At 30.9% G+C, this 22,788-nt stretch carries 18 protein-coding genes; 12 read left to right on the top strand and 6 right to left on the bottom strand.

Annotated features, from left to right (window positions below; genetic code table 11):
• Positions 1–67 precede the first annotated feature (67 nt).
• The 4 genes from I6U48_RS02450 (at position 68) to I6U48_RS02435 (ending at position 6,698) form a co-directional block, all read left to right on the top strand.
• Positions 68–1,783 (top strand): sensor domain-containing protein, encoded by a 1,716-nt coding sequence (locus tag I6U48_RS02450; protein WP_218318815.1) that lies wholly within the window; start codon positions 68–70, stop codon positions 1,781–1,783.
• Positions 1,784–1,814: 31 nt separating this feature from the next.
• Positions 1,815–3,824 (top strand): PAS domain-containing hybrid sensor histidine kinase/response regulator, encoded by a 2,010-nt coding sequence (locus tag I6U48_RS02445; RefSeq protein ID WP_218318814.1) that lies wholly within the window; start codon positions 1,815–1,817, stop codon positions 3,822–3,824.
• Positions 3,825–4,166: 342 nt separating this feature from the next.
• A complete protein-coding gene (locus tag I6U48_RS02440) occupies positions 4,167–5,336 on the top strand; it encodes a phosphoglycerate dehydrogenase (protein ID WP_218318813.1) in 1,170 nt (389 codons plus the stop codon).
• A gap of 135 nt (positions 5,337–5,471) precedes the next feature.
• Positions 5,472–6,698: an MFS transporter gene (locus I6U48_RS02435; RefSeq protein WP_218318812.1), complete on the top strand. Its 1,227-nt coding sequence runs from the start codon at positions 5,472–5,474 to the stop codon at positions 6,696–6,698.
• A 140-nt stretch (positions 6,699–6,838) separates the two neighbouring features.
• Here I6U48_RS02435 and I6U48_RS02430 read toward each other — a convergent pair whose 3' ends face one another.
• From I6U48_RS02430 to I6U48_RS02420, 3 genes are read right to left on the bottom strand one after another with little or no spacing between them, the layout of a single operon-like run.
• Positions 6,839–8,092, bottom strand: coding sequence for a SpoVR family protein (locus I6U48_RS02430; protein ID WP_218318811.1), 1,254 nt, complete (start codon positions 8,090–8,092; stop codon positions 6,839–6,841).
• 5 nt (positions 8,093–8,097) lie between these two features.
• Positions 8,098–9,303 (bottom strand): sporulation protein YhbH, encoded by a 1,206-nt coding sequence (gene yhbH, locus I6U48_RS02425; RefSeq protein WP_218318810.1) that lies wholly within the window; start codon positions 9,301–9,303, stop codon positions 8,098–8,100.
• Between the two features lie 6 nt (positions 9,304–9,309).
• Complete coding sequence (locus I6U48_RS02420; protein ID WP_218318809.1) at positions 9,310–11,232, bottom strand: PrkA family serine protein kinase; 1,923 nt, start codon at positions 11,230–11,232, stop codon at positions 9,310–9,312.
• A gap of 521 nt (positions 11,233–11,753) precedes the next feature.
• On the opposite strand from I6U48_RS02420, the gene I6U48_RS02415 reads away from it, so the two are divergent.
• A complete protein-coding gene (locus tag I6U48_RS02415; protein ID WP_218318808.1) occupies positions 11,754–12,716 on the top strand; it encodes a D-2-hydroxyacid dehydrogenase in 963 nt (320 codons plus the stop codon).
• A gap of 151 nt (positions 12,717–12,867) precedes the next feature.
• Here the strand turns inward: I6U48_RS02415 and I6U48_RS02410 are convergent, their stop codons facing one another.
• Positions 12,868–13,731 (bottom strand): PLL family lectin, encoded by an 864-nt coding sequence (locus tag I6U48_RS02410; RefSeq protein WP_512699244.1) that lies wholly within the window; start codon positions 13,729–13,731, stop codon positions 12,868–12,870.
• Between the two features lie 783 nt (positions 13,732–14,514).
• On the opposite strand from I6U48_RS02410, the gene I6U48_RS02405 reads away from it, so the two are divergent.
• Together I6U48_RS02405 and I6U48_RS02400 are read left to right on the top strand one after the other, a co-directional pair.
• Positions 14,515–15,189, top strand: a complete 675-nt coding sequence (locus tag I6U48_RS02405) for a ferredoxin-like domain-containing protein (protein WP_218318806.1) — start codon at positions 14,515–14,517, stop codon at positions 15,187–15,189.
• Positions 15,190–15,531: 342 nt separating this feature from the next.
• Positions 15,532–16,863, top strand: coding sequence for a CoA-disulfide reductase (locus tag I6U48_RS02400; protein WP_218318805.1), 1,332 nt, complete (start codon positions 15,532–15,534; stop codon positions 16,861–16,863).
• Between the two features lie 131 nt (positions 16,864–16,994).
• Here I6U48_RS02400 and I6U48_RS02395 read toward each other — a convergent pair whose 3' ends face one another.
• Positions 16,995–17,273, bottom strand: coding sequence for a hypothetical protein (locus tag I6U48_RS02395; RefSeq protein WP_218318804.1), 279 nt, complete (start codon positions 17,271–17,273; stop codon positions 16,995–16,997).
• A 246-nt stretch (positions 17,274–17,519) separates the two neighbouring features.
• On the opposite strand from I6U48_RS02395, the gene I6U48_RS02390 reads away from it, so the two are divergent.
• From I6U48_RS02390 to I6U48_RS02375, 4 genes are all read left to right on the top strand, one after another.
• Positions 17,520–18,086: a bifunctional transcriptional activator/DNA repair enzyme AdaA gene (locus I6U48_RS02390; protein ID WP_218318803.1), complete on the top strand. Its 567-nt coding sequence runs from the start codon at positions 17,520–17,522 to the stop codon at positions 18,084–18,086.
• Positions 18,086–18,553 carry a methylated-DNA--[protein]-cysteine S-methyltransferase gene (locus I6U48_RS02385; protein WP_218318802.1) on the top strand — a complete coding sequence of 156 codons (468 nt, stop codon included), beginning with the start codon at positions 18,086–18,088 and terminating at the stop codon, positions 18,551–18,553. Before I6U48_RS02390 ends, I6U48_RS02385 begins: the two co-directional genes overlap by 1 nt.
• Positions 18,550–19,152 carry a DNA-3-methyladenine glycosylase family protein gene (locus tag I6U48_RS02380; RefSeq protein WP_218318801.1) on the top strand — a complete coding sequence of 201 codons (603 nt, stop codon included), beginning with the start codon at positions 18,550–18,552 and terminating at the stop codon, positions 19,150–19,152. The genes I6U48_RS02385 and I6U48_RS02380 overlap by 4 nt, the downstream gene beginning before the upstream one ends.
• 395 nt (positions 19,153–19,547) lie before the next feature.
• Positions 19,548–19,964, top strand: a complete 417-nt coding sequence (locus tag I6U48_RS02375; protein WP_218318800.1) for a CGGC domain-containing protein — start codon at positions 19,548–19,550, stop codon at positions 19,962–19,964.
• A gap of 207 nt (positions 19,965–20,171) precedes the next feature.
• Here the strand turns inward: I6U48_RS02375 and I6U48_RS02370 are convergent, their stop codons facing one another.
• The gene (locus I6U48_RS02370) at positions 20,172–20,828 is read right to left on the bottom strand and encodes a hypothetical protein (RefSeq protein WP_218318799.1); all 657 of its coding nucleotides are present in this window, start codon (positions 20,826–20,828) and stop codon (positions 20,172–20,174) included.
• 421 nt (positions 20,829–21,249) lie between these two features.
• Here I6U48_RS02370 and I6U48_RS02365 point away from each other — a divergent pair, with 421 nt between their 5' ends.
• Positions 21,250–22,785 carry a histidine kinase gene (locus I6U48_RS02365; RefSeq protein WP_218318798.1) on the top strand — a complete coding sequence of 512 codons (1,536 nt, stop codon included), beginning with the start codon at positions 21,250–21,252 and terminating at the stop codon, positions 22,783–22,785.
• Positions 22,786–22,788: the final 3 nt, after the last annotated feature.

Here is a 22,788-nt window from a genome sequence, read left to right as displayed (position 1 = left end):
TGAATCTATTAGAGAGATAGCTAGAAAACATAAATAACAAATAGTAAGGAGTGTAAAAAATGTTCTTATGAAGATGAAAAAAGATAACCAAGGATATACAGAAAATTTTGAAATGTATAGACAAGCAATTGAAGAAGCTAATATTGCAGTTTGGGAGTGGAAGCTTAAAGAAAATATATTTTTCGCCTCTGCTGCGTTAAAGAAGATTACTCAGTATGATACAAGTGAGTATAATAGTCTACTTAGTTTTATTAAGAATATGGCAATACATGAAGATGTAGAGAGTGCAATAAACGATTTGAATTTTTTTATAGAGGGAAAGGTATCTTTCTATAGAAGTGAATTTAGAATTATTACAAAAGAAAATAAGCTAAAATGGGTTTTGTTTAAAGGAAATATGATAAAAAGTGAAAGCGAAGAAGTGAAAAGTCTTTTTGGGATAGTAAGTGATATTACAGAAGAAAAAGATATCCAAAGGATATCAATGGAAGGCTTGTATTATGATTCTATTACTAAATTACCAAATAGGAATTTGTTTCTAATGGATTTCAAAAATGTTTTAGATAAGATCATACATTTCGATCAAGAAGGAGCAATAATATTTGTAGATTTAGATAATTTTAAGTCTATAAATGATACTTTGGGTCATGATTATGGAGATTTAATATTAAAAGTCTTTTCACAATTATTAAATATATGTGTTAAGAACTACGGTACTTTGTATAGAGTAGGTGGAGATGAATTTGTTATACTTGTGGAGAAATTCGATTCTGTTGAAAAGTTAAAAGAGATATGTGATATGATATTAGATTATTGCAAAAAACCTTTTGAGCTTAATGAAAAACAATTATATATGACCACAAGCATAGGAATATCAATTTTTCCACGAGATAGTTATGCTTCCAATGATCTGTTGAAATTTGCAGACTTAGCCATGTATGAGTCAAAAGCTAGAGGAAAAAATACATACACTTTTTTTGAACAAGCTCTAAGTGAATCATATACAAGAAGAATTTTAATTGAAAATGAATTAAAGGAAGCGATAAAAAAGAATGAGCTCTATATTGTGTATCAGCCACAAATTGATGCTTTAGAAAATAGAATAGTTGCATTTGAAGCATTATTAAGATGGAATAATAAAAAACTTGGTTTTGTATCTCCAGTTGAATTTATACCTATAGCTGAAAGAACTGGAATAATTCTAGATATAGGTGATTGGGTACTTAATAAAGTATGTAAAAAAATCTGTGAGTTCAAAGAAAAAAAATATAAATTTAATAATGTGTCCATAAATGTTTCACCTATTCAGATAAAAAGGTCTAACTTTAAAGATAAAATAATAAATGTTTGTAAGGAAAATAGAATTCCTTTAAACTTACTTGAAATTGAAATAACAGAAAGAACTTTAATTGAATTAAATGATGAAAAAATTGCAGATCTAAATGAGTTGATAAAAAAAGGCGTAAACATTTCTATTGATGATTTTGGGACAGGCTATTCCTCTTTGAGTTATCTAACGATTTTACCTATTAATACTTTGAAAATAGATAAATCTTTCATTGACAATATTGAAAATGAGAAAAATAGGGCTGTAATAGAGTGTATTTTAAATTTATCCAAAAGTCTAAAATACAAAGTTATAGCTGAAGGTGTTGAAATAAAAGAGCAGCTTGGAGTATTAATGAACTTAGGTTGTAATATAATTCAAGGATACTATTTCAGTAAGCCAGTTGATGAAGAGAAGCTTGAAGGAATGCTAAAAAATAATAAGTCTACTATGTGAATACTTTGAGCTAGATAAGGTGGGATGAGAGATGGGTGATCAAATCAATGACAACAGTTTTATAAACAATTATAACGATTTACAAATTTACAGGGCGGCACTGTATAATGCAAATGATATAATAATTTTATTTTCAAGTGAAGGCAATATATTAAAAGCTAACAAGAAAGCTATTGATTCTTATGGGTATAATAAAGAAGAATTGCTTTCAAAAAATATATTTGAACTAAGGAAGAGAGAAAAGCCAGAGATTATAAATGCTCAATTTAAAAGAGCTAAATTTGGTGAGATTGAGTTTCAGACCAGACATTATAGAAAAGATGGTTCAAGGTTTCCGGTAGAGGTAAAATCAATAGGAGTAGAAATTGATAATCATAAATTTATTTTAAGTATTATAAGAGATATAACTAATCGAATAAAAAATGAGAAAGAAACAAGAGAATTGGCTTCGTTAGTCGAAAATACAGAAGATGCTATAATAGGAAAAAATCTAGAAGGAATTATTACAAGTTGGAATAGGGGAGCGGAAAATATTTATGGCTATAAAAAAGAAGAAACCATTGGTAAGCATATATCTATAATTATTCCAGAAGAAAAAATTGATGATTTTTATAAAATAATGCAAAAGATTAAAAATGATGATAAAATTAAAGGCTTTGAGAGTATAAGAAAAAAGAAAGATGGCAATCTCATAAACGTTTCTATTACAGTTTCGCCTATTTATGATTTAGAAGGAAATTTAATAGGCGCTTCAAATATCACGAGAGATATAACAGATACTAAAAGAATAGAAAAGGAATTAAGAGATAAATATGAAGAAATATCTGCTTTATATGAAGAACTCATGGCAACAGAAGAAGAATTAAGAGCAAATTATCAAGAATTAGAAGAAGCTAAGGAAGAGGCAGATAAGGCCAATAAAGCTAAAAGTGAATTTCTTGCTAATATGAGTCATGAGATTAGAACTCCTATGAATGGAATAATAGGATTAATAGATTTACTTGAGTTAACTAAACTCAACAATCATCAAAAAGAATATTTAGATATGTTTAGATATTCGTCCAGATTGTTACTAAGTATTTTAAACTCTATATTAGACATTTCTAAAATAGAATCAGGTAAGTTTGAACTTAATTTAAAACCTTTCAACCTAAAAAAAACGTTAGATAGAATTACTAAAGAACTATCCATTGCTTGTAACAATAAAAGTTTAGAAGTGTTTTATTACATAGATCCATACATAAGTTTTGATTTAATAGGTGATGAAATCAGATTAAATCAAGTATTAATAAATTTAATTAATAATGCTATTAAATTTACGGAAAAAGGCCAGATAATATTTAAGGTTAAAAAGATAAATAGCTCTAATAATAAATCAACCCTCGAATTTTCTGTACAGGATACAGGAATTGGAGTCAAAGAAGAGTTTAAAAATGATATCTTCAAAAAATTTGTTCAACAAGATATGACATATACTAAAAAATATTATGGTACAGGGTTAGGGCTCGCTATCTCAAGAGATATAGCAAAGCTAATGAATGGTGATATATGGTTTGATAGTGTTGAAAATAAGGGAAGTACTTTTTATTTTACAGCAGAATTCTTACTAGATTATACAAAAGATACTTATAGCAAAAATCTAGATTTATCAGATAATAAAATGACTTTGAATAAAGCTAAAAGGATATTAATAGTTGAAGATAACGAGATAAATATGAAAATAGCCTGCGAAATGATAGAAAGATTAGGGTATAAATTTGAGTGCGCATATAATGGTAAACAAGCCTTAGAAATTTTGAAAGAAAGTCCATTTGATATAATACTTATGGATATACAAATGCCAGAATTAAATGGGTATGACACTACCAAAATAATTAGGAAAGGAGAAATAGGAACACAAAAACACATTCATATTATTGCAATGACTGCGTACTCTATGAATGGAGATAGGGAAACATGTATTGAAATGGGCATGGATGATTATATTTCTAAACCCTTTGATATCAATACATTAAAGAATGTTGTTTTGAAATTTATATAGAATTTAGAGGATGAAAAAATGAAGAGAACAAGAGATTTTACGATTAAGGCAAAGCTTTTAGTCGGTTTTTTGATTTTATAATGTAAAAAAAAAGTGTATATTATTTCAAACTTTAAGGAGAAGGGGAAATACAACCTTCTCTTCTTTATTTTCAAGAATATGCTTAAGAAAGAAGCATTGCGTTAAGCATTGTTTTGTGTAATATTATACAAATGTTTGTAATAAAACTATAAAGTAATAATTATTATGAAGACTTTTTATGAAAGTTTCTCTTATTAGTTTAAGAGGTTGTAAGATAAATGTACTTATAATTCATAAAATAGATATATAGGAGGCAATTAAATGTTTAAAATTCAAAAGTACAATAACATTTCAAAGGAAAAACTTAATACAATGAAAGAGGATTTATACGAAATCGGTGAAAATTTCGATAATCCAGATGGAATTCTTCTTAGAAGCTTTAACTTACTTAATGCTGAGCTTCCTCAAAATCTTAAAGCAATTGCGAGAGCAGGAGCAGGAGTTAATAATATACCAATAGACCAATGTTCTGAAAGGGGAATTGTTGTATTTAATACTCCAGGGGCAAATGCAAATGGTGTCAAAGAGTTAGTTATAGCATCTCTTTTCCTTTCTTCACGGAAGATATATAGTGGAATAAATTGGACTAAAACTCTTAAAGGAAAAGGTGAAGATGTTCCTAAATTAGTAGAAAAATTTAAAAGCCGATTTGAAGGTCCCGAGCTTAAAGGTAAAAAGCTTGGAATTGTGGGGCTTGGAGCTATAGGAGTAATGGTTGCCAATGATGCACTTGCACTTGGCATGGAAGTAATAGGATACGATCCTTATATATCAGTGGATTCAGCGTGGAAGCTCTCGCGAAATGTAATAAAAGAGACAAATTTTGATAACTTACTAGCTACAGCAGATTATGTTACTATTCATGTTCCATTAAATAGCAATACTAAAGATATGATCAGTAAAGAGAAGTTTTCGATTATGAAAAAAGGTATAAAAATAATAAATATGGCAAGAGGCGGACTGATTATAAATAAAGATTTACTTGAAGCAATAGAAGATGGGACTGTAAGCTGTTATGTTACAGACTTTCCAGAGGATGAATTAATAGGTAATGATAATATTATCACAATCCCTCACTTGGGAGCTTCAACCCCTGAATCAGAGGAAAATTGTGCAGCTATGGCAATAGATGAACTTAAAAACTTTCTTGAAATAGGCACCATTAAAAATTCAGTGAATTTTCCAGATTGTAAGATGAATTATAAAGGCGACACAAGACTTTTAGCGGCTAATATTAATGTTCCTAATATGGTTGGACAGATAGCTACTGTATTAGCACAAAACAAAATAAATATTGCCAGTATGTTGAATAAACACAAAGGAAGCATTGCATATAATATAATAGATGTTGATGGAGATATACCTGATGAAGTAGTTGGAAAAATTAAGGCAATTGATGGAGTTGTAATGGTAAGAGTTATTAGAGAATGATACTGGACTTAAATTATATATTCTAGTAAAATGGATTTAGCCTACAGGGAGGTTAAATCCATTTTAAATTAAGATATTAAAATTGACAGAGGTGGAGATTAAGTGGAAAAGCAAAACAGTAAGTATAGGTGGGTTGTGTTTGGCTCAGCATTATTTGCATATTTTTTAATTGTGAGTCAAAGAACAGCACCAGGATTAATTTCAGATCAATTAATGAAAGATTTTAATGTGACAGCATCTAAAATTGGGTTACTGGCAAGTATTCAATTTTTAGCTTATTCTGGTTTACAAATACCCATTGGGATATTGTCTGATCGGTATGGTCCCAATTTTTTTCTTATTACAGGAACACTGCTTAGTGGTTTAGGTACTTTAATTTATAGCGCTGCAACCAATATACCAATTCTACTTTTTGGTAGATTATTGGATGGAATAGGAGATGCAGCAATTTGGGTTAATTTAGTATTGATTTTAAGTCGTTGGTTTAAGGCAAAAGAATTTGTTGGATTACTTGGACTAGCTGGAATGAGTGGAGGACTTGGATTCTTATTGGCAACGGTTCCTTTTTCAGCATGGATTTCTTTATCCGGTTGGAGAATACCATTCTTTGTAACGGGAATTATTTTATGTTTTTGTTCTGTTCTTCTTTATTTTGTTCTTGTTAAAAAGCCAAAGCAAATGAGAAAAAGCCTTTCAGCGACCAATCCTGCTGAAAAAGGACATAAACGTGAAAAAATTATTGTTATCCTAAGACGGGTATTTTTCCATCGTCAGGCATGGGCAACATTTTTATGTCATTTCGGTCTTGTAGGTACATATGTAGGATTTATAGGCTCTTGGGCAGTGCCCTATGGAATGCACGTATATGGAATGACACGTTCAGGTGCAAGCCAGCTTATTATGGTTGGGCTTGTTGGAGCTCTTATTGGAGCACCTATAACTAGTTTCATTTCAACCCGATTGGGAGCTATTAAAAAACCTTATGTTATCATTCATTTTGTTAGTCTTGTGAGTTGGGGGGCTTTCATTTTCTTTGGTGGGAGGCCGCCATTCTCCATTTTAGTTACCCTTTTCCTAAGTGTTGGTTTTTGTAATGGATCAAGTGCGTTGACATTTGCAGCTGTTCGTCAATCCTTTTCTATAAAAGAGGTAGGTGTTGTTTCTGGATTTGCAAATATGGGAGGATTCTTAAGTGCTGTTCTGTTACCAAGTATCTTTGGAAAAGTATTGGATCATTTTAATACTGGTCCAAGTAATGTTGGATATCTTTACGGATTCATTATACCGGTTATATTTGCAGTGTTTGGCTTAGTTGGAGGAATTCTTCTTGAAAAAGAACATAAGGAAGCAATAAAAGATTGATGTTAGAGTAATAAAAATCATTTGAGATTTTTATTACTCTAAAGCTTTTTTTGGTTTATCCAGACTAACAAACTTTTTCTATTGTCCTTGACGAAGGGTACATTTTAATGAGGCGGTTCACTTTAAATTCAATTCTAATTCTAATAAGGAGAATAAGAAACTTTCTTATTTTCATCACAGTAAGCTTGTACATCTTTTCCTTTCATCTTGGTATTTAATTGAATAGGGTTCTGCCATAGATCATAAATATGTTTTAAAGTGGCTTCCATATAAACAAAGTTTAAATCTCTACCTTCATACATATGCTCTAAAATGAGAGTTCGATTGTTTTTAGATACTTCCTTTACTATAATATTTGGTATTGTTCCCATGCCGCAGGTATTACACAAAGTATCTCTAATTTTCATCCAACCTGTGTCGTCAGAAATTTCATCTATTATATAGTCTTCTCCTGATTTTGCATACTGGAATAGATTAAGTTCGTAGCATAGATCTTTGGTTAAATACCTCCTTATAAAGGATTCGTCTCTCTCTAGAGCTCTTATTTCAAATATTTTATCTATACCATATTTATTTTCTATAGACTTGAACATTTCAAAGCCTAAATGATAGGGATTTATTCTTCCCATACTAGGAGTAATAACGTCATTATGTCTTTTAATAAATTCAATGTGTAGAGAATCTGGAAGATGAAGTTTGTTTAAAATTTTATAATGCCAGTAACTTGCCCAACCTTCATTCATGATTTTTGTTTCAATTTGTGGTATAAAATACTCGGTTTCTTTTCTTACTACATTTAAAACATTCTTCTGCCACTCCGAGAGATCTCCATGAGTTGCAATAAATCCTATAATATCCTCATTAAGGTCTCCTTTTATTCCTATAACTCTATTCTTTTGAAACCTTATAGCATGAGCTGAATTTAATATATTTTCCACGCCCTCATACCCAATACTTGGATCATTAACATATTCACGTATCATATCAGCATTGTTTTTAAACATTTCTAAGGCATAGGAAGCTTTTGTACCTTCTTTAAACAATCTGTTATTTTTAAAAAAATCATTATGGCCATATACATGAGCCATAGTAAGAATCTGTAGAAGCAATGTGTTATCCTTCATTAAATAAGCAAGACATGGATCAGAGTTTATTACCATTTCATAAGCAAGACCAGTAAGATTATATTTGTATAGAGATTCTATTTTTTCATAAGATTTACCGAAGCTCCAGTGAGGATATCTGGAAGGCATACCTACATAGGATTCATAGGCAATCATATCCCTATAACTTATCGTTTCAAATTCCTGTGAATAGAAATCAAGACCTAACTTTTCTGCCATGCTTTCTATAGTTTCACACCATATTTTTAGATCTGTGCTTGAATACTCCAAGAAAATCACCTCGCTTCCAATTCTTTTTTCAATATTTCTTTAAGTGATTTCCAAAGATCTTGCTTTTCATGAATACTAACAGCAGTGAAATTATTTTTATCTATTCCATTTTTAAAAATTTCTTTTATATTACTGCCATAGAGGCTTGGAATAATCTCAGCGTAGCTGAAGAGATTGCAAATTTCACTCAATTCTTTACCGCTTTTTAAAGCAGCTTCGTTATCTTCACTCCAGTTATCGCCATCACTAACATAGAAAGTGTATAAATTCCAGTAGGAAGGGTTATAATTTTCTTCAATTACTTCTAGTGCTTTCTTTAGTCCACTGGAAATATAGGTTCCTCCAGATTCTACCTTGTGAAAAAATTCAACTTCTGTAACTACTTTTGCAGTAGTGGAGTGAGCAATAAATTTTACTTCTACATTATTGTATTTCATTTTTATAAATTGATATAAGATAAAGAAAAAGGATCTAGCAAGAAATTTCTTAGTGCTATCCATAGAACCTGAAGTATCCATAACACAAAGAATAGCAGCATTTAGTTCACGTTTAGGTTTCTTTTTTACCCTAAAATATCTTATATCATCCTGTCTAAAAGGAAATCTTTGTTTAAATTTCGTAGTATTTTCAATTGTATCTTTTGAGGATGTATCTTCTTCCACCTCATGCATGGCTTTTTTGGCTAATTGTTTTCTTTTTAATTTTTCCACTACAGTTTTCTTCTTAGCAAATCTAGGATTAATACCATTTTTTTGATAACCTACTCTTTTCATTGAACTACTTGATAAAAGCTCGGAGGATTTTTTCTTATTCATAAGAGGAAGGTCTAAATCCTCCATAAGGTAATTTATGATATCTTCAAGAGTAATTTCAGTCTCATATACATCTTCACCTTCTTCATTTCCAGGGCCACCTTTACCTTTGCCTTTTTGAGCCTTCTCTTCTCCGATTTTATCTCCTCTTTTTTGAGAACCATCTCCGCTGCCAACGCCTGGATTTTTGTTATCTCCATATATAAACTGATACTCCTTAATGCCTTTTATAGGAATTTTGACTTTTTTATCCTTACTTTGTCCTATAATGCTTTCTTCAGATACAATATCTGCTAAATTGTCTTTAATAGATTTCTCCACCAATTGTCTATGACGCCTTCTGTCTTCTAAAGATCTATCATGATGCTCACCTGCATCAAATTCTCTGAAAATAGCCATAGATTATCAGTCCTTCCATAAGTTATTAGCAGCATATTTTAAGATAACATCGCAGCAGTAGTCGCAATAACCATTTGCCTTCATTTCCTCAACCATAGAATTATATTTTTCATCTTGATTTTTATCTCTAACCTTTGATTTAGTTATAATTCTTGACAATTCTTTTACAGAGGCTGTAAGTTTCTTTTCAATTGCTTCTTTTAATGGTTCGTAAGAAGTATAATCGATCTTACCTCCATTTCTTATAACATAGAACATATAAGAAGTAACATCTGTCCTAAAGCCCTTTGCAGAACTTTCTGAAATACCAATATGCTCTTCTATTGATCTCATAAAGCTTTCGTCTGGATCGAGTTCTTCACCAGTAGACTTGTCCTTGATTTTGTTTTTATTCACATAAGCTTCTGCATGATCAAGATAGTTATCAAAAAGACTCTCAGCTTGTTCTTTAAAACTATGAATAAAGGCTTTAGTTACTTCTTTTTCCAATATTTTGTTGTATTCTTTTCTAATGTTATCTTGAAGAAATGTTAAATATCTCTTTTTATCATCTTCAGCTATATCTAAATCCTTAACTGCCTTTAATAGACTTTCTATTACACTTAATGGATTAATACAATTGTGTTCTGAACTCGAAAGTGCATGATCTAAAGCTTTAACAATAAATCTAGTAGAAATTCCTGCCATACCTTCTCTCATTCCAGCTTCTTCTTTTAACTCGGCAAAATCAATTTTTTTAGTGCTGCCTTTCTCGATTATATCTTCTCCGTTGTAAATTTTTAATTTAGTCATTGAATCTACCTTGTTTGATGGTGAAAGCCTAGAAAGAATAGCAAACATTGCAGCAGTTTCAATGGTATGAGGAGCTATATGAGCATTAAACTGACTCTTTTTCAGTATTTTTTTATATATTCTTACTTCTTCGTTTAATTCCATACAATAAGGAACTTCAATTTTTACAATTCTATCAAGTATAGCTTCATTGGTATGGTCAGATTTAAACCTATTCCATTCAGATTCGTTGGAATGAGCTAAGATAATTCCATCAAAATATATCATTGAACCTTTACCTGGAGATGGAACAGATTTTTCCTGAGTTGCGGTAATAACTGTATGCAGATACTCAACATCATTTTTGAAAACTTCAATAAACTCTACAAGGCCTCTATTACCAACATTGAAAGCTCCATTTAAAGAGAATATTCTTGGATCATCCTCAGCATACATGTCCATTTTTGAAATATCAATTGAACCTGTAAGTACAGAAGTATCTTGGTTATTTGGGTCTACAGGAGGTACTACACCTACACCCTTTCTTGAACGAATAGAGAAATCTGTTGTAACTACTGGGAAGTTCTCATATTCTCCATTATATTCGTGTTTTAATCTGTGTTTGCAGATAGGACATAAATCTCCTTCGATTTGAATACCTAAAGCATCTTCAAAATCTTTTCTTAAGTGTTTTGGTATCAGATGTAAAGGTTCTTCTCTCATAGGGCATCCCTTAAGAGCATATATGGGATCTGCACTTTCTAATGACTTTTTAACTGTATCAACTAAAGAAGATTTTCCAGCTCCAACAGGTCCTACTAAATAGAGTACTTGCCTGGATTCCTCACCTTTCATGGCTGCAGAATGAAAATAGTTAACTAGTTTCATTATTACCTTATCAATTCCGAAGAAATCATCTTTAAAAAAATTATATTTCTTTATAGGTTCATTTCCATATAATTTTTTTATTCTTGGATTTTCTTCAGGTCGCAATACTTTATATCCCTTACTGGTTATAATGTCATACATTCTTTTGTGTGACAATTTTACGATTTGAGGATTGTCCTTAATGATTTGCAAATATTGCAAAAATGTACCTTCAAATTCTTGTCTTTTTCTTATCTCCCTATCTTTTTCAATCATTTCTTTGAAATTCATAAGTCTTCCTCCCTTTTTTAAAAATCAATTACTACATGTTGAAAATAAATTATGTACAGAAATTGTTAAATACAATTATGAAATATTAATATGTATAAATTTCATTTTAAAAAAACATTAAGTATTAAAAAGGAGTGATATTTCATTTGAAAAAGATATATGTCAAAGAATTAATTTCGTGTAAACGTTGAAATAACTAATATTGCGTAAAACTAAAAGATTAACGATAGTATTGTTGTAAAATGAATTGAATATGTAGAAAATTAAAATTATGAATTTAATTATATTGTTTTCTTGCAATTATGTCAATGTTTTTATTTTGTTAATTTAATCCATATACTAGGTATTGGTTCATAAAATATTAATACTTCTGAGGTATGATATTATTATAAAAGTATTAGTGTGAAAAGTAAGTTAAATATTAGTGTAAGCATAGAGATTAAGTTTCTAAGGGCATTTAACAAAGTTTATTAAATTAATAATCATATAGTATAATATATATAAAAAGGAAGTGGCAATAGATGAAAATTTTAGTAGTAATTCCATTAAATGAAGAGGAAAAAGAAAAACTTAAGTCAAAGATGCCGGAGGCAGAGTATATTTTTATATCTGTTGAAGAAATTAGTGAGGAACTTGTAAAAAGTGCTGATATAATTATTGGTAATGTTCCATCACAATACATAAAGGGAACTAAAAAGCTTAAATGGCTGCAATTAAATAGTGCAGGCACAGATGGATACTGTGAAGCTGGTGTAATTCCTAAAGGAGCATATCTTACGAATGCTACTGGAGCCTATGGACTTGCAATATCTGAACATATGTTAGGTTTAGTGTTTGAAATTAAAAAAAAGCTGAATTTATATTATAGAAATCAGATGGAACATATGTGGAAGGATGAAGGAAATGTTACTTCCATAGAAGGAAGTACTACATTAGTTGTGGGACTAGGCGATATCGGAGGAGACTTTGCTAGAAAGATGAAGGCACTTGGAAGCTATACAATAGGTGTAAAAAGAACTAAAGGACAAAAGCCAGAATATATTGATGAATTATATACAATGGAAGACTTGAATGACCTTTTACCTAAAGCGGATGTAGTGGCTTTATCGCTTCCAGGGACAAAGGAGACTTACCATTTATTTAATAAGGATAAATTTAATTTAATGAAGAAAAGTTCAATTATTATTAATGTAGGAAGAGGAAATTGTATATGTACTGAAGATTTGTGTGATGCGCTTGAAAATGGAATAATTAGTGGAGCAGGTCTTGATGTAACAGAACCAGAACCATTACCATCTCAACATAGATTATGGGATGTACCAGGAGTCATTATTACTCCTCACATATCAGGATTTTTTCATCTTCCAGAAACCTTGAGAAGAATTGTTAGCATAAGTATTGAAAATCTTGAACATTTTAAGAAACATGAGCCATTAAAAAATATAGTAGACTTTAATACTGGCTACAGAATGAAAAATAAATAGATTAAATTTAATTGAGAAAACCTTAGGTTAGCAAATGTCTTCCTAAGGTTTTATGGGTATTAGTCAAAGAATCTTTGCAAAGTTTAGAAATTAGTTTTTAATTCTTATTGCTTTAACAGAAGAGTTCCGAAATTTATCGTTTTATATCAAGCTAATCTCTCCAAATGTGCCACAAAGCATTATTGGTGCCTCTAGCAAATACGTCAGTTCTGTTAGGTCCCCAGGATACTGCGGCAGGATCTGAAGTGAGTATACCATTAAGATTTTGCCAGTTACTCCAGCGGGATCCATTCCAGGATTTGGTTATAAGTTGATTGTTTTGATTTCTAGCGAATACTTCTAGTCTGTTAGAAGATCTAGAGGATACAGCAGGAGCAGAGGTTAAATTTCCACCAAGATCTTCCCAATTACTCCAGCGGTTACCGTCCCACCACTTGTGATATAGGCGATTACCTTGACCACGAGTAAATACATCAATTCTGTTAGATCCCCAAGAAACAGCAGCTGGAGAGGAGGTCAGGTTTCCACCAAGGTTTTCCCAGTCACTCCAGCGAGAACCGTTCCAATATTTATGATAAAGAGCATTATCTGTTCCTCGAACAAAGGTGTCAATTCTATTAGATCCCCAAGAGGCAGCAGCAGGAGCAGAGGATAGAACGCCTCCAAGATCTTCCCAGTTGCTCCATTGAGATCCATTCCAATATTTATGCCACATAGAATTATTGGTGCCTCTAGCAAATACATCAATTCTGTTAGGTCCCCAGGAAACAGCGGCAGGAGCAGAAGTTAGGATACCTCCAAGGTTTTCCCAGTTACTCCAGCGAGATCCGTTCCACCACTTATGATATAAATTACTATTATTTCCAGCTGAAAATACATCAAGTCTGTTTGGTGCCCAAGAAGAAGAAGAAGGGCCAGAAGTTAAGACTCCACCAAGATCTTCCCATTTACTCCATCTAGCACCTGGAACTGGTGGTGGAACGGGGATACTACTGTTTCTAAGAGTAAACTCTATCACAGCTCTAAAAGTGCTATCAACTATAGTGTTAGGAACTTCTGCACGACGAAGAGAGTTGAAAATTGAATCATGTAATCTTCTGAAATCATTAAAAATAGCATTAGTTCTTCGATTTATGTTTCCAGTATATTTTGAGGCATTATTTAAGGTATAATTAATAGCTGTTCTAAAGTAGATATCAACCTGATTTCGCGATATTCCATATTTTGTAAAATTTCTAAAAAGCCGAGGTTCTTGTTCATTAATCAAGCGTAGAATTCTGTTTACTTCCTGCTGTGGAGCCCTAGAATCCAAGTCTAAGTCATCGGGATCATAATACTCATCATAGTAATCAAGGTAACCATCGTTATAATAGTTGTCAGATCTTCTTATCTGTGAATTGAAAAATGGACAGATATTTTGATGTATACAGTAAGGGCATTGAAAAAATTGATTATTATACATTTAAATTCTCCTTCTATATTTGCTGTGGTTAAAAACCTCACCAATACTATTATATGATCAAAACTAGGAGGTGCTACAAAAACTAATAGTAATAAATTATGATATCTAAAATTAGTAGTTTATATTGAGCAGAAGGGAATACTGCATTTAGTCAAGTATGATCGAAAGTAGTATGCAACAGCTGATTTTTATTACGATATAATTCTAATAATTTAATAGTCTGTGTAGAATTTATTTTTGTTGATATTTATATTTTCATGAATATATAAAATATGATATAATAAGAGTAATTATTTAATAATGTATATTTAATTGACAAATTTAGGAGGTTGCACTATGAAAACTGATTTATTAGAAAAGGGAGCAATATTACAAAGAGACAAAGAAACATATGGAATTGCACCACATTTAACTGCTGGTATTGTGACTCCAGACATCTTAAGAACTATTGCAGATGTAGCTGAGAAGTATAATGCAGCAGCTATTAAAGTAACCGGAGCTCAAAGAATTGCAATAGTCGGATTAAAAGAAGAAGATTTGGACAATGTTTGGAAAGACTTGGATATGGATCCAGGTGCAGCAATAGGTTTATGTGTAAGAAGTGTAAAAATATGTCCAGGAACTACTTTTTGCAAAAGAGGTCTTCAAGATTCAGTAGCAGTTGGATCAAAATTAGATAGCTTATACCATGGAAAAAAATTACCTAATAAATTTAAAATAGGTGTAAGTGGTTGTCCTAATAGCTGTGCAGATAGTGCATTCAAGGATATAGGATTAATAGGAGGTGGAAAGGGCTGGATGCTCTATGTTGGTGGAAAAGGTGGGGCCAAGCCTAGAATAGCGGATAAAATAGCGCTTTCTGTATCAGAAGAAAAGATATATGAGTTAATAGAGAAAGTTATTCAGGTATATAATGAAAATGCAGGTACTAGAGAAAGGATTGGAGATTACATAGATAGAGTGGGTTTGGATACGTTCAAAGAGCAAATAGATCTTAACAGTTATCTATAAAATAAAAACATAAATCTGATAGATTACTTTTTAAATCAAACTATATTGTGTGAAATAACTAATTAGAGTAGTTTTTTCTTTACAGTTATCTTAAATAAGAGTAAAATTATTTATAGTATAGTAATACCTGCTTTTTCTTTTTCTCTGCAAAGAAAATTAAGAAAGGCAGGTATTATCTATTTATAATAGTATTCTTGTTTTAATAAGGCAATTCTCTGAAGTTTTTATATAGATACCCACGTCTGATTAAAAAAATATTATCTACTTCTGATGGAAGTCTAATTAATTTTGTATTTAAGCATAAAATAAAGTCTGAAATTATTTATAAATAGGAGGAGTTTTATGAAGATTGTTGTTGTTGGTGGAGTTGCTGCGGGTATGTCGGCTGCTTCTAAAATTAATAGAGCTGATAGTAATGCTAAGATTACAGTTTATGAGAAAGGTTCATGTTTATCCTATGGTGCCTGTGGGCTTCCTTACTATGTATCTGGTATGAACGATGATTACACCAAAATGATAGCAAGAACTAAAGAAGAATTTGAAAAGCAAGGAATGAAAATAAACATTAAACATGAAGTTATTAAAGTTATACCAGAAAAAAAAGAAATTTTAGTTAAGGATTTGCAAGAAGATAAATTAATTACAGATTCCTATGATAAACTTATGATTGCTACGGGTGCTGTACCAATAGTACCTCCTCTAAAAGGAAAGGATTTAAAAGGGGTTTACGTACTTAAAACTCTAGATGATGGAATAGCATTAAAAAAAGCAGTAGAAGCTCCAGAAGTGAAAAATATAGTAATCGTTGGTGGAGGATATATAGGAATAGAGTTAGCAGAGACATTATCGAAAAAAGGTAAAGATGTTAGAATTGTGGAGATGGCCTCAAGAATAATACAATCTTTTGATGCTGAAATAACTGAAAAGGCATCGGAAATTATTATACAGGCTGGAATTAAACTTAATTTGAATGAAAAAGTTGAAGAAATTATCGGTATTGAAAAAGTTATAGGAGTAAAAACTGACAAAGGAAGTTATGAGGCAAATTTAGTTATACTTGCTATGGGTGTAAGACCAGCCACAAAATTTTTAAAGGATTCAGGAATAACATTAGCCCAAAATGGAGCAGTTGTAATTGATAGAGAAATGAGAACAAATATTGCTGATATATATTCGGCAGGAGATTGTGCAGAAGTATATAATAAGGCAAAAGAAGAAAATTCCTTTATACCATTAGGAACTAATGCAAATAAATGTGGAAGACTAGCTGGAGAAAATATTACAGGTAAACATATTAAATATGTAGGAACTTTGGGGAGTACGGCTATTAAAATTCTAGATTATGAATTAGCAAGAACTGGCTTATCGGAAAGTGAAGTAAAAGCTTTGGCTATTAATTATAAAACTGTATTTATTAAGGCTGCTGATCATCCGGGTTATTATCCTAATCCAACACCTATTTGGATTAAACTTATATATGAAGAAGGTACAAATAAAATTTTAGGTGCACAGTCTATAGGCGAAAAGGGAGTAGTGCTTAGAATAGACATATTTGCTGTAGCAATCCATAATAGTATGACCACAATGGATTTAGGAATGACAGACCTATGTTATGCACCTCCTTTTGCAGGGGTATGGGATGCAGTTCATATAGCGTGCAATGCGGCTAAATAGAAGATTTACCAGTATTGTGACAATATTAATACAATATTGTTACAATACTGAGGTGATTTGATGCTGGAAAATTGCATCCATTGTACGCCAGGCTAAGCTAAAGACTATGCATTTATTTCTGAAAAAACCTTCTATTTAAGGAGTTCTTCATAATCTGATGTGAGAACTTCATCTATATATTGATTAACATCCTCAGCCGTGAAATCAATCTTTAAAGCTCTAAGGTGATAAGTGCATAAAGAGAAAATCATATCTTTTAAATCACTTGTAAGTCTTTCATCAAGCCAGTAGGTTATAACACCGGATATACTGTGGGTAAGTAAAATTGAAGTTACATTTATATCACTTATATCGGATAAATGTGATTTATTTAAATGTTCTAATATACCTTTTAAATAAATTAAATTCATGGATTGTTTGTAAAACTATGCAGGAAGAGTTCGGGCATACCTGATGGAGATTTCCGTGGATTAATGTTTTTAAGAAAATGATATTGCCAAATATATAATTAATTGATGAAATATAGGAAGATTTATAGTTTTATTTTCTGTAAAATATATTTATAATAGAATCGTTAATCTTTTAAAATAAGAAGTTAGGAGATATACTTGATAATCTAATTTGTTTTAGGAAGGAGCCTAATAAGGAGAAAGTTTATGAAAGAAATTACAAAAGTTTCTGATGACAAGAAGTGGCAAGCTGTTGTTAGCTGCGATAGAAATTATGATGGTATATTTTTTTATGGAGTAAAGACGACAGGAATTTTCTGTAGACCATCATGTAAGTCAAAGACTCCTCTACGTGGTAATGTGATTTTTTTTGATAATGCAGCAGAATCGATAGAAAAAGGATTCCGTTCCTGCAAAAGATGTTGTCCGGAAAAAATAGTCTTTGAGCCTGATTTGGAACTTATAAAAAGAGCTAAGGATATATTTGATGCAGATTATAATAAGCAAGTTAATTTAAGCAATGTTTCAGGACAGCTTGGAATTAGTAAAAATCATTTGATAAGAATTTTTAAAAAGTATACAGGTACTACACCTGTACAGTACATTGCCAAGATAAGAATAGATGAAGCGGAAAAATTACTGAGTGAAGGGGATAAGAGCATTATTGAGGTTGCATATGAATCAGGGTTTAAAAGCTTATCTAACTTTTATAAATGTTTTAAAGAGCATACTGGATATACACCAAATAAACATAGAAGAGGAGATGGTTTTTAGTGCCTACATATTTTTATGAATATAACATTGGAAAAATCGGCATAACTGAAAAGGAAGGAAAAATAACCAATCTGTATTTTATAAATGATAAATTGTCTCAAGACCTTCAGCTATATGAAACTCCTATATTAAAAGAAGCAGCACAACAGCTTGAAATGTATTTTTGCGGTAATCTTAAAGAGTTTTCTCTTCCACTTGATCCCCACGGAACAATCTTTATGAAACAGGTTTGGGAGAATCTTTGCAAAATACCATATGGCAAAACAGCAAGCTACAAGGAAATAGCTGTGAAGGTGGGTAATCCTAATGCTGCGAGGGCTGTAGGACTTGCAAATAATCGTAACCCAATTCCAATATTTATTCCCTGCCATCGTGTTATAGGTGCAAATGGATCACTTACGGGATATCGTGGAGGAATTGAGTTAAAAAAGAGATTGCTTGAAGTGGAGAATATAAAAATAATATGATGTTTTTTGAATATGGACAAGAGGAAATAGAATACTTAAAAAGCAGAGATAAAAAACTTGCTTCAGCTATTGATAACATTGGTATGATAAAACGAGAAATTATTCCTGAACCCTTTCCTGCTCTTATTTCAAGTATAGTTAGTCAACAGATTTCAAAAAAAGCCGCGGAAACTGTATGGAACAGGTTGGTTGATCTGCTTGGTGATATTACAGCAGAAAGTATTGATAAAATAAGTTTATCTGAAATTCAAGGCTGTGGTATGACTTTAAGAAAAGCCGGGTATATAAAGGGAATTGCAAATGCAGCTACAACAGGTGAGGTGAATTTTAATACACTTCATACCCTAAGCGATGAAGAGATAACAAAAAAACTTTCTGCACTTAATGGAGTGGGTGTTTGGACTGTTGAAATGCTGCTAATTTTTTCGCTTTGTTGTCCAGATGTAGTGAGTTATGGGGATCTAGCTATTCGAAGAGGGATGATGAATTTATACAATCTTAAAGAGCTTCCAAAAGAAAAGTTTTATAGGTATAGAAAAAGATATTCGCCTTATGGTTCTGTCGCTTCATTATATCTATGGGCGCTTTCTGGACAGTAGGTGGTATGTATTGTAGACAAACACGGCCTACACTTAACTTATACTATGAGAGTTATTGGTGATATTTAGAGCATATAAATATATTTTTAGAGGACAATAGACAGAGGACAGTGAAGGTAAGTTTTCTTTCTTACGTCAGAAAACTAATTTGTTTTTTTAGGCTTGTTTTGCTAATGCAAAACGTCGCTTAAGCAGAGAGTGCTCCTGCGAAACAAGAGAGCAGAAGTTTCTTTTAAATTAAAGATTTTTCGTAGTGCAGCGGAGAAAAATCCTCCTTCAGGCATAATTTCAAGCATTTTTTGTTCCTCCGTTAACTGATACCATAAAGTAAATTATAACTGATACTTTTGATGATACCATATTGAGAGTATAATTTAAACAAGGGAGGGATAGGTATGAATACTAAATATGTTGTTATCATTCAGTGCGATATCGCACATAAAAGGTGCAGTGGATTTGCATGTACAAATGCTTTTTATAATAAGGATGAAGTTTTTAAAGATTATGATGATACTACAAGATATATTTCTTTTACTTGTGGTGGTTGCTGTGGAAAGGGAATTGCATCTAAATTAGAGCATTTCTCTAAAAAAGTATATAAAAAGAATAATATAAATAAAGATGATATCGTAGTGCATTTATCATCTTGTATGGTGACAGATAATTACCACTATGATAGATGTCCACATGTAGACTACATAAAGAGCATAATTGTGAAAAAAGGTTATAAAAATGTAGTTGAAGGGTCTTATATAAGTAATGGTGCGAAAAAGAAAAGAGAAGAAGAAATATACAACTGTTATGATAAATAAATAGGTGCAAATGTAGCAATTATAGCTAGAAGATATGAAAAGCTACAAGAATTTAGACAGGTTATAAATTATTTGCTAATGGAAGGTGGACAGCAATTAATAATAGTAAAAATTTGGTAGAGTTAAGAGGGAGCATCCATAGATTTTTGTAAATCAAATCTATGGATGTTCCCTCTTAGTGCGACAACCATTTTTTTATTGATTAAATTATTCTACAGTTAATATACCACTTGCAGAAACTCCATTACTTGAATTAAGTATAGTTACCTGAATATTTTTTAATGTAGTAAGATTTACATAAGGTGATGTTATTGTAAGCACTCCATTACTTCCTTTTGCAGTACCAACCCCACTTTGAAATGTTAAGTTGTTGGCAATAATCGAGCTTGTAATATCATTACCATTTTGATCTAATACTCTATAGGTTGCTTGTCCAGTAGTTCCAGCATCAGTAATTGTTAAATTAGTTGAAGTTATTTGAATCTTAACTATTGTCTGAATACTAAAATGTAAGGACCTAGTTTGCCTCATTGTGGTTCCTTTAGATGAATGGGCTTGCGTTCCTATCGCTAAAGTATAACTTTCACCTGTAGTATATCCTGAAGATGGTGGGTAAACTATTATACTTTTGTTATCATTTCCTAATTGAAGACTTATATTTGTCTTAATGCCTTTACTATCAGTAACCACAACTGCTTGTTTAGTTAAATAATCATAACCAATGATGTCTGTAAAATCGATTATCCACTTTTTATTAGCAGGTACTAATTGATTATCAGTAATCTGAAATGCAAATACATTGGTAGAAAATAATAAACTTGTCCCTAAAATACAAGACATAACTAATAATTTAATTTTTTTCATAACACTGATATCCTCATAACAAAAATTTATGCAAAATTTAGCATATATATTAAATATACACTATAAAAGATTATATTTCTACTAAAATTAAACATTTCTTAACAGGAATGAAGAAAGAATTACATTATTTAAGTTTTTTCTTCTAAAACAAAAGATATTTCTTAACCTTCGTGTTTTGAAAGTCCTCCATAAGTTTCACTATGAAAGTTTAAATTCATAAGTAGCAATTCAATTATATTGAATATTCTGTATAAGTTTGATAAAATGTGTTTATATAATAGATTTATTGCACAATAATAAACAATTATAAATATGAGTAGAAATAGAATATTAGATTTTAATAAGATTACAATGATATAGGTTGAAATACCAAGCTTCTATAGAGCTTGGTATTTTGTTATAGTAGAGGGGAATATGCATTATGAAAGGAAATATACAATCTTTCGAATGGGGCTATATAGAGTGGATTTATGAACCGGACTCTAATAATCCTGTAAATAATATGAGTATAGGAATCGTGACTATTTTACCGAATAAACGTCAAAATAGGCATATACATTATGGTGATGAGCAAGTTATGTATGTATTATCAGGAGAAGGTGATCAACTTATTGGGGATATTATAAGCAATATAAAGGCAGGGCAGATTTATCACATGGAAGCGGGTATCATTCATGAAACAATAAATACAGGAGATGAAGCAATTAAACACTTACTGATATCAATTCCCGTACAATATGAACAGAATATGTTTATGCAAAAAGAAGAGTTAGAAATATTCAATAGCAGCAAAGTGTTCAATGATACAGTTAAAATTGATGATGAAATAAGTTATATATATGAAGCACTTGTCAACCCCTTGAAAATGCCAGTTGCTATCTTTGATTTAGGGGGGAAGATAATTATTAAAGGCAGAGACTATCCTGAATTCTGTAAAGATAATTGTTTAATCGATAAAAATGATGGGATTTGTCCTATGTATAGTAATAAAGGTGAATATGCACCACCTCAATATAAAGCATTATCAGCAGTTATATGTCCTCATGGGTTAACAGTATTTACTACTTTTATTACACTAAATAATAAGCCTATTGGAATGATAAAAGGAGGACATATTCAAACAGTCTCATCTAATTCCAATAATTATGATAATTCAAATAAAGAAATTCATATTGTTCCGAAGGGAACATTAAATGCAGTATTACAGCAGCTAAAAAAATTAAGTAAAGCTATAGAAAATTATTATGTTTTTAAAAATGTGAAGATCGAGTTAAGCAAAAAAGAAGAAATTATTCGAGATATTATAAAAAACGAAATTGCACTTGAGGAGTCACTAAAATTAACAAAAGAAAAAATATTGAATATACAGATTAATAATCATTTTCTATTTAATACATTAAACAATATTGCAAGTCTTGCTGTGAAAGAAGATGCGATGAAAACATACCAATCTATTATAGATATTTCAAAGACACTAAGATATACAGCCGCAAATCAAAATCATTTTGTTCAACTAAAAAGTGAAATTGAATTTTTGAAGAACTATACAAATTTACAAAAATTAAAATACGGAGAGAGGCTAAAAATTAATATAGATGCTTCAACTGATATAAATAATAAAAATGTCCCATTTAATTGCTTGCAGCCAATAGTGGAAAATTGTTTTGTCCATGGATTTAAGAATATAAACAAAGATATGAAAATAAATATTATAGTGAAATTGAATAAAGATTATCTAATAATTGATATAAATGATAATGGCATGGGGTTAAATGAGGAAAATTTGGATAAACTTAGAAGCAAAATTAGTGAATATGAAAAATATGAATTAAGGGGACTTATGATGGTTTATTATAAGTTGAGATTGTTTTACGGAGAAAATTTTGATTTTAAAATAGAAAGTTCTAAAGATAAAGGTACTAATGTAAGAATAACTTTACCAGAGTATATAACGTAAGAT

This window comes from Clostridium thailandense (assembly GCF_019207025.1).
Taxonomy (GTDB): domain Bacteria; phylum Bacillota; class Clostridia; order Clostridiales; family Clostridiaceae; genus Clostridium_AM; species Clostridium_AM thailandense.
The sequence above is the reverse complement of the archived record's forward strand: the minus strand, read 5'-3'. Positions and strand labels throughout refer to the sequence as shown.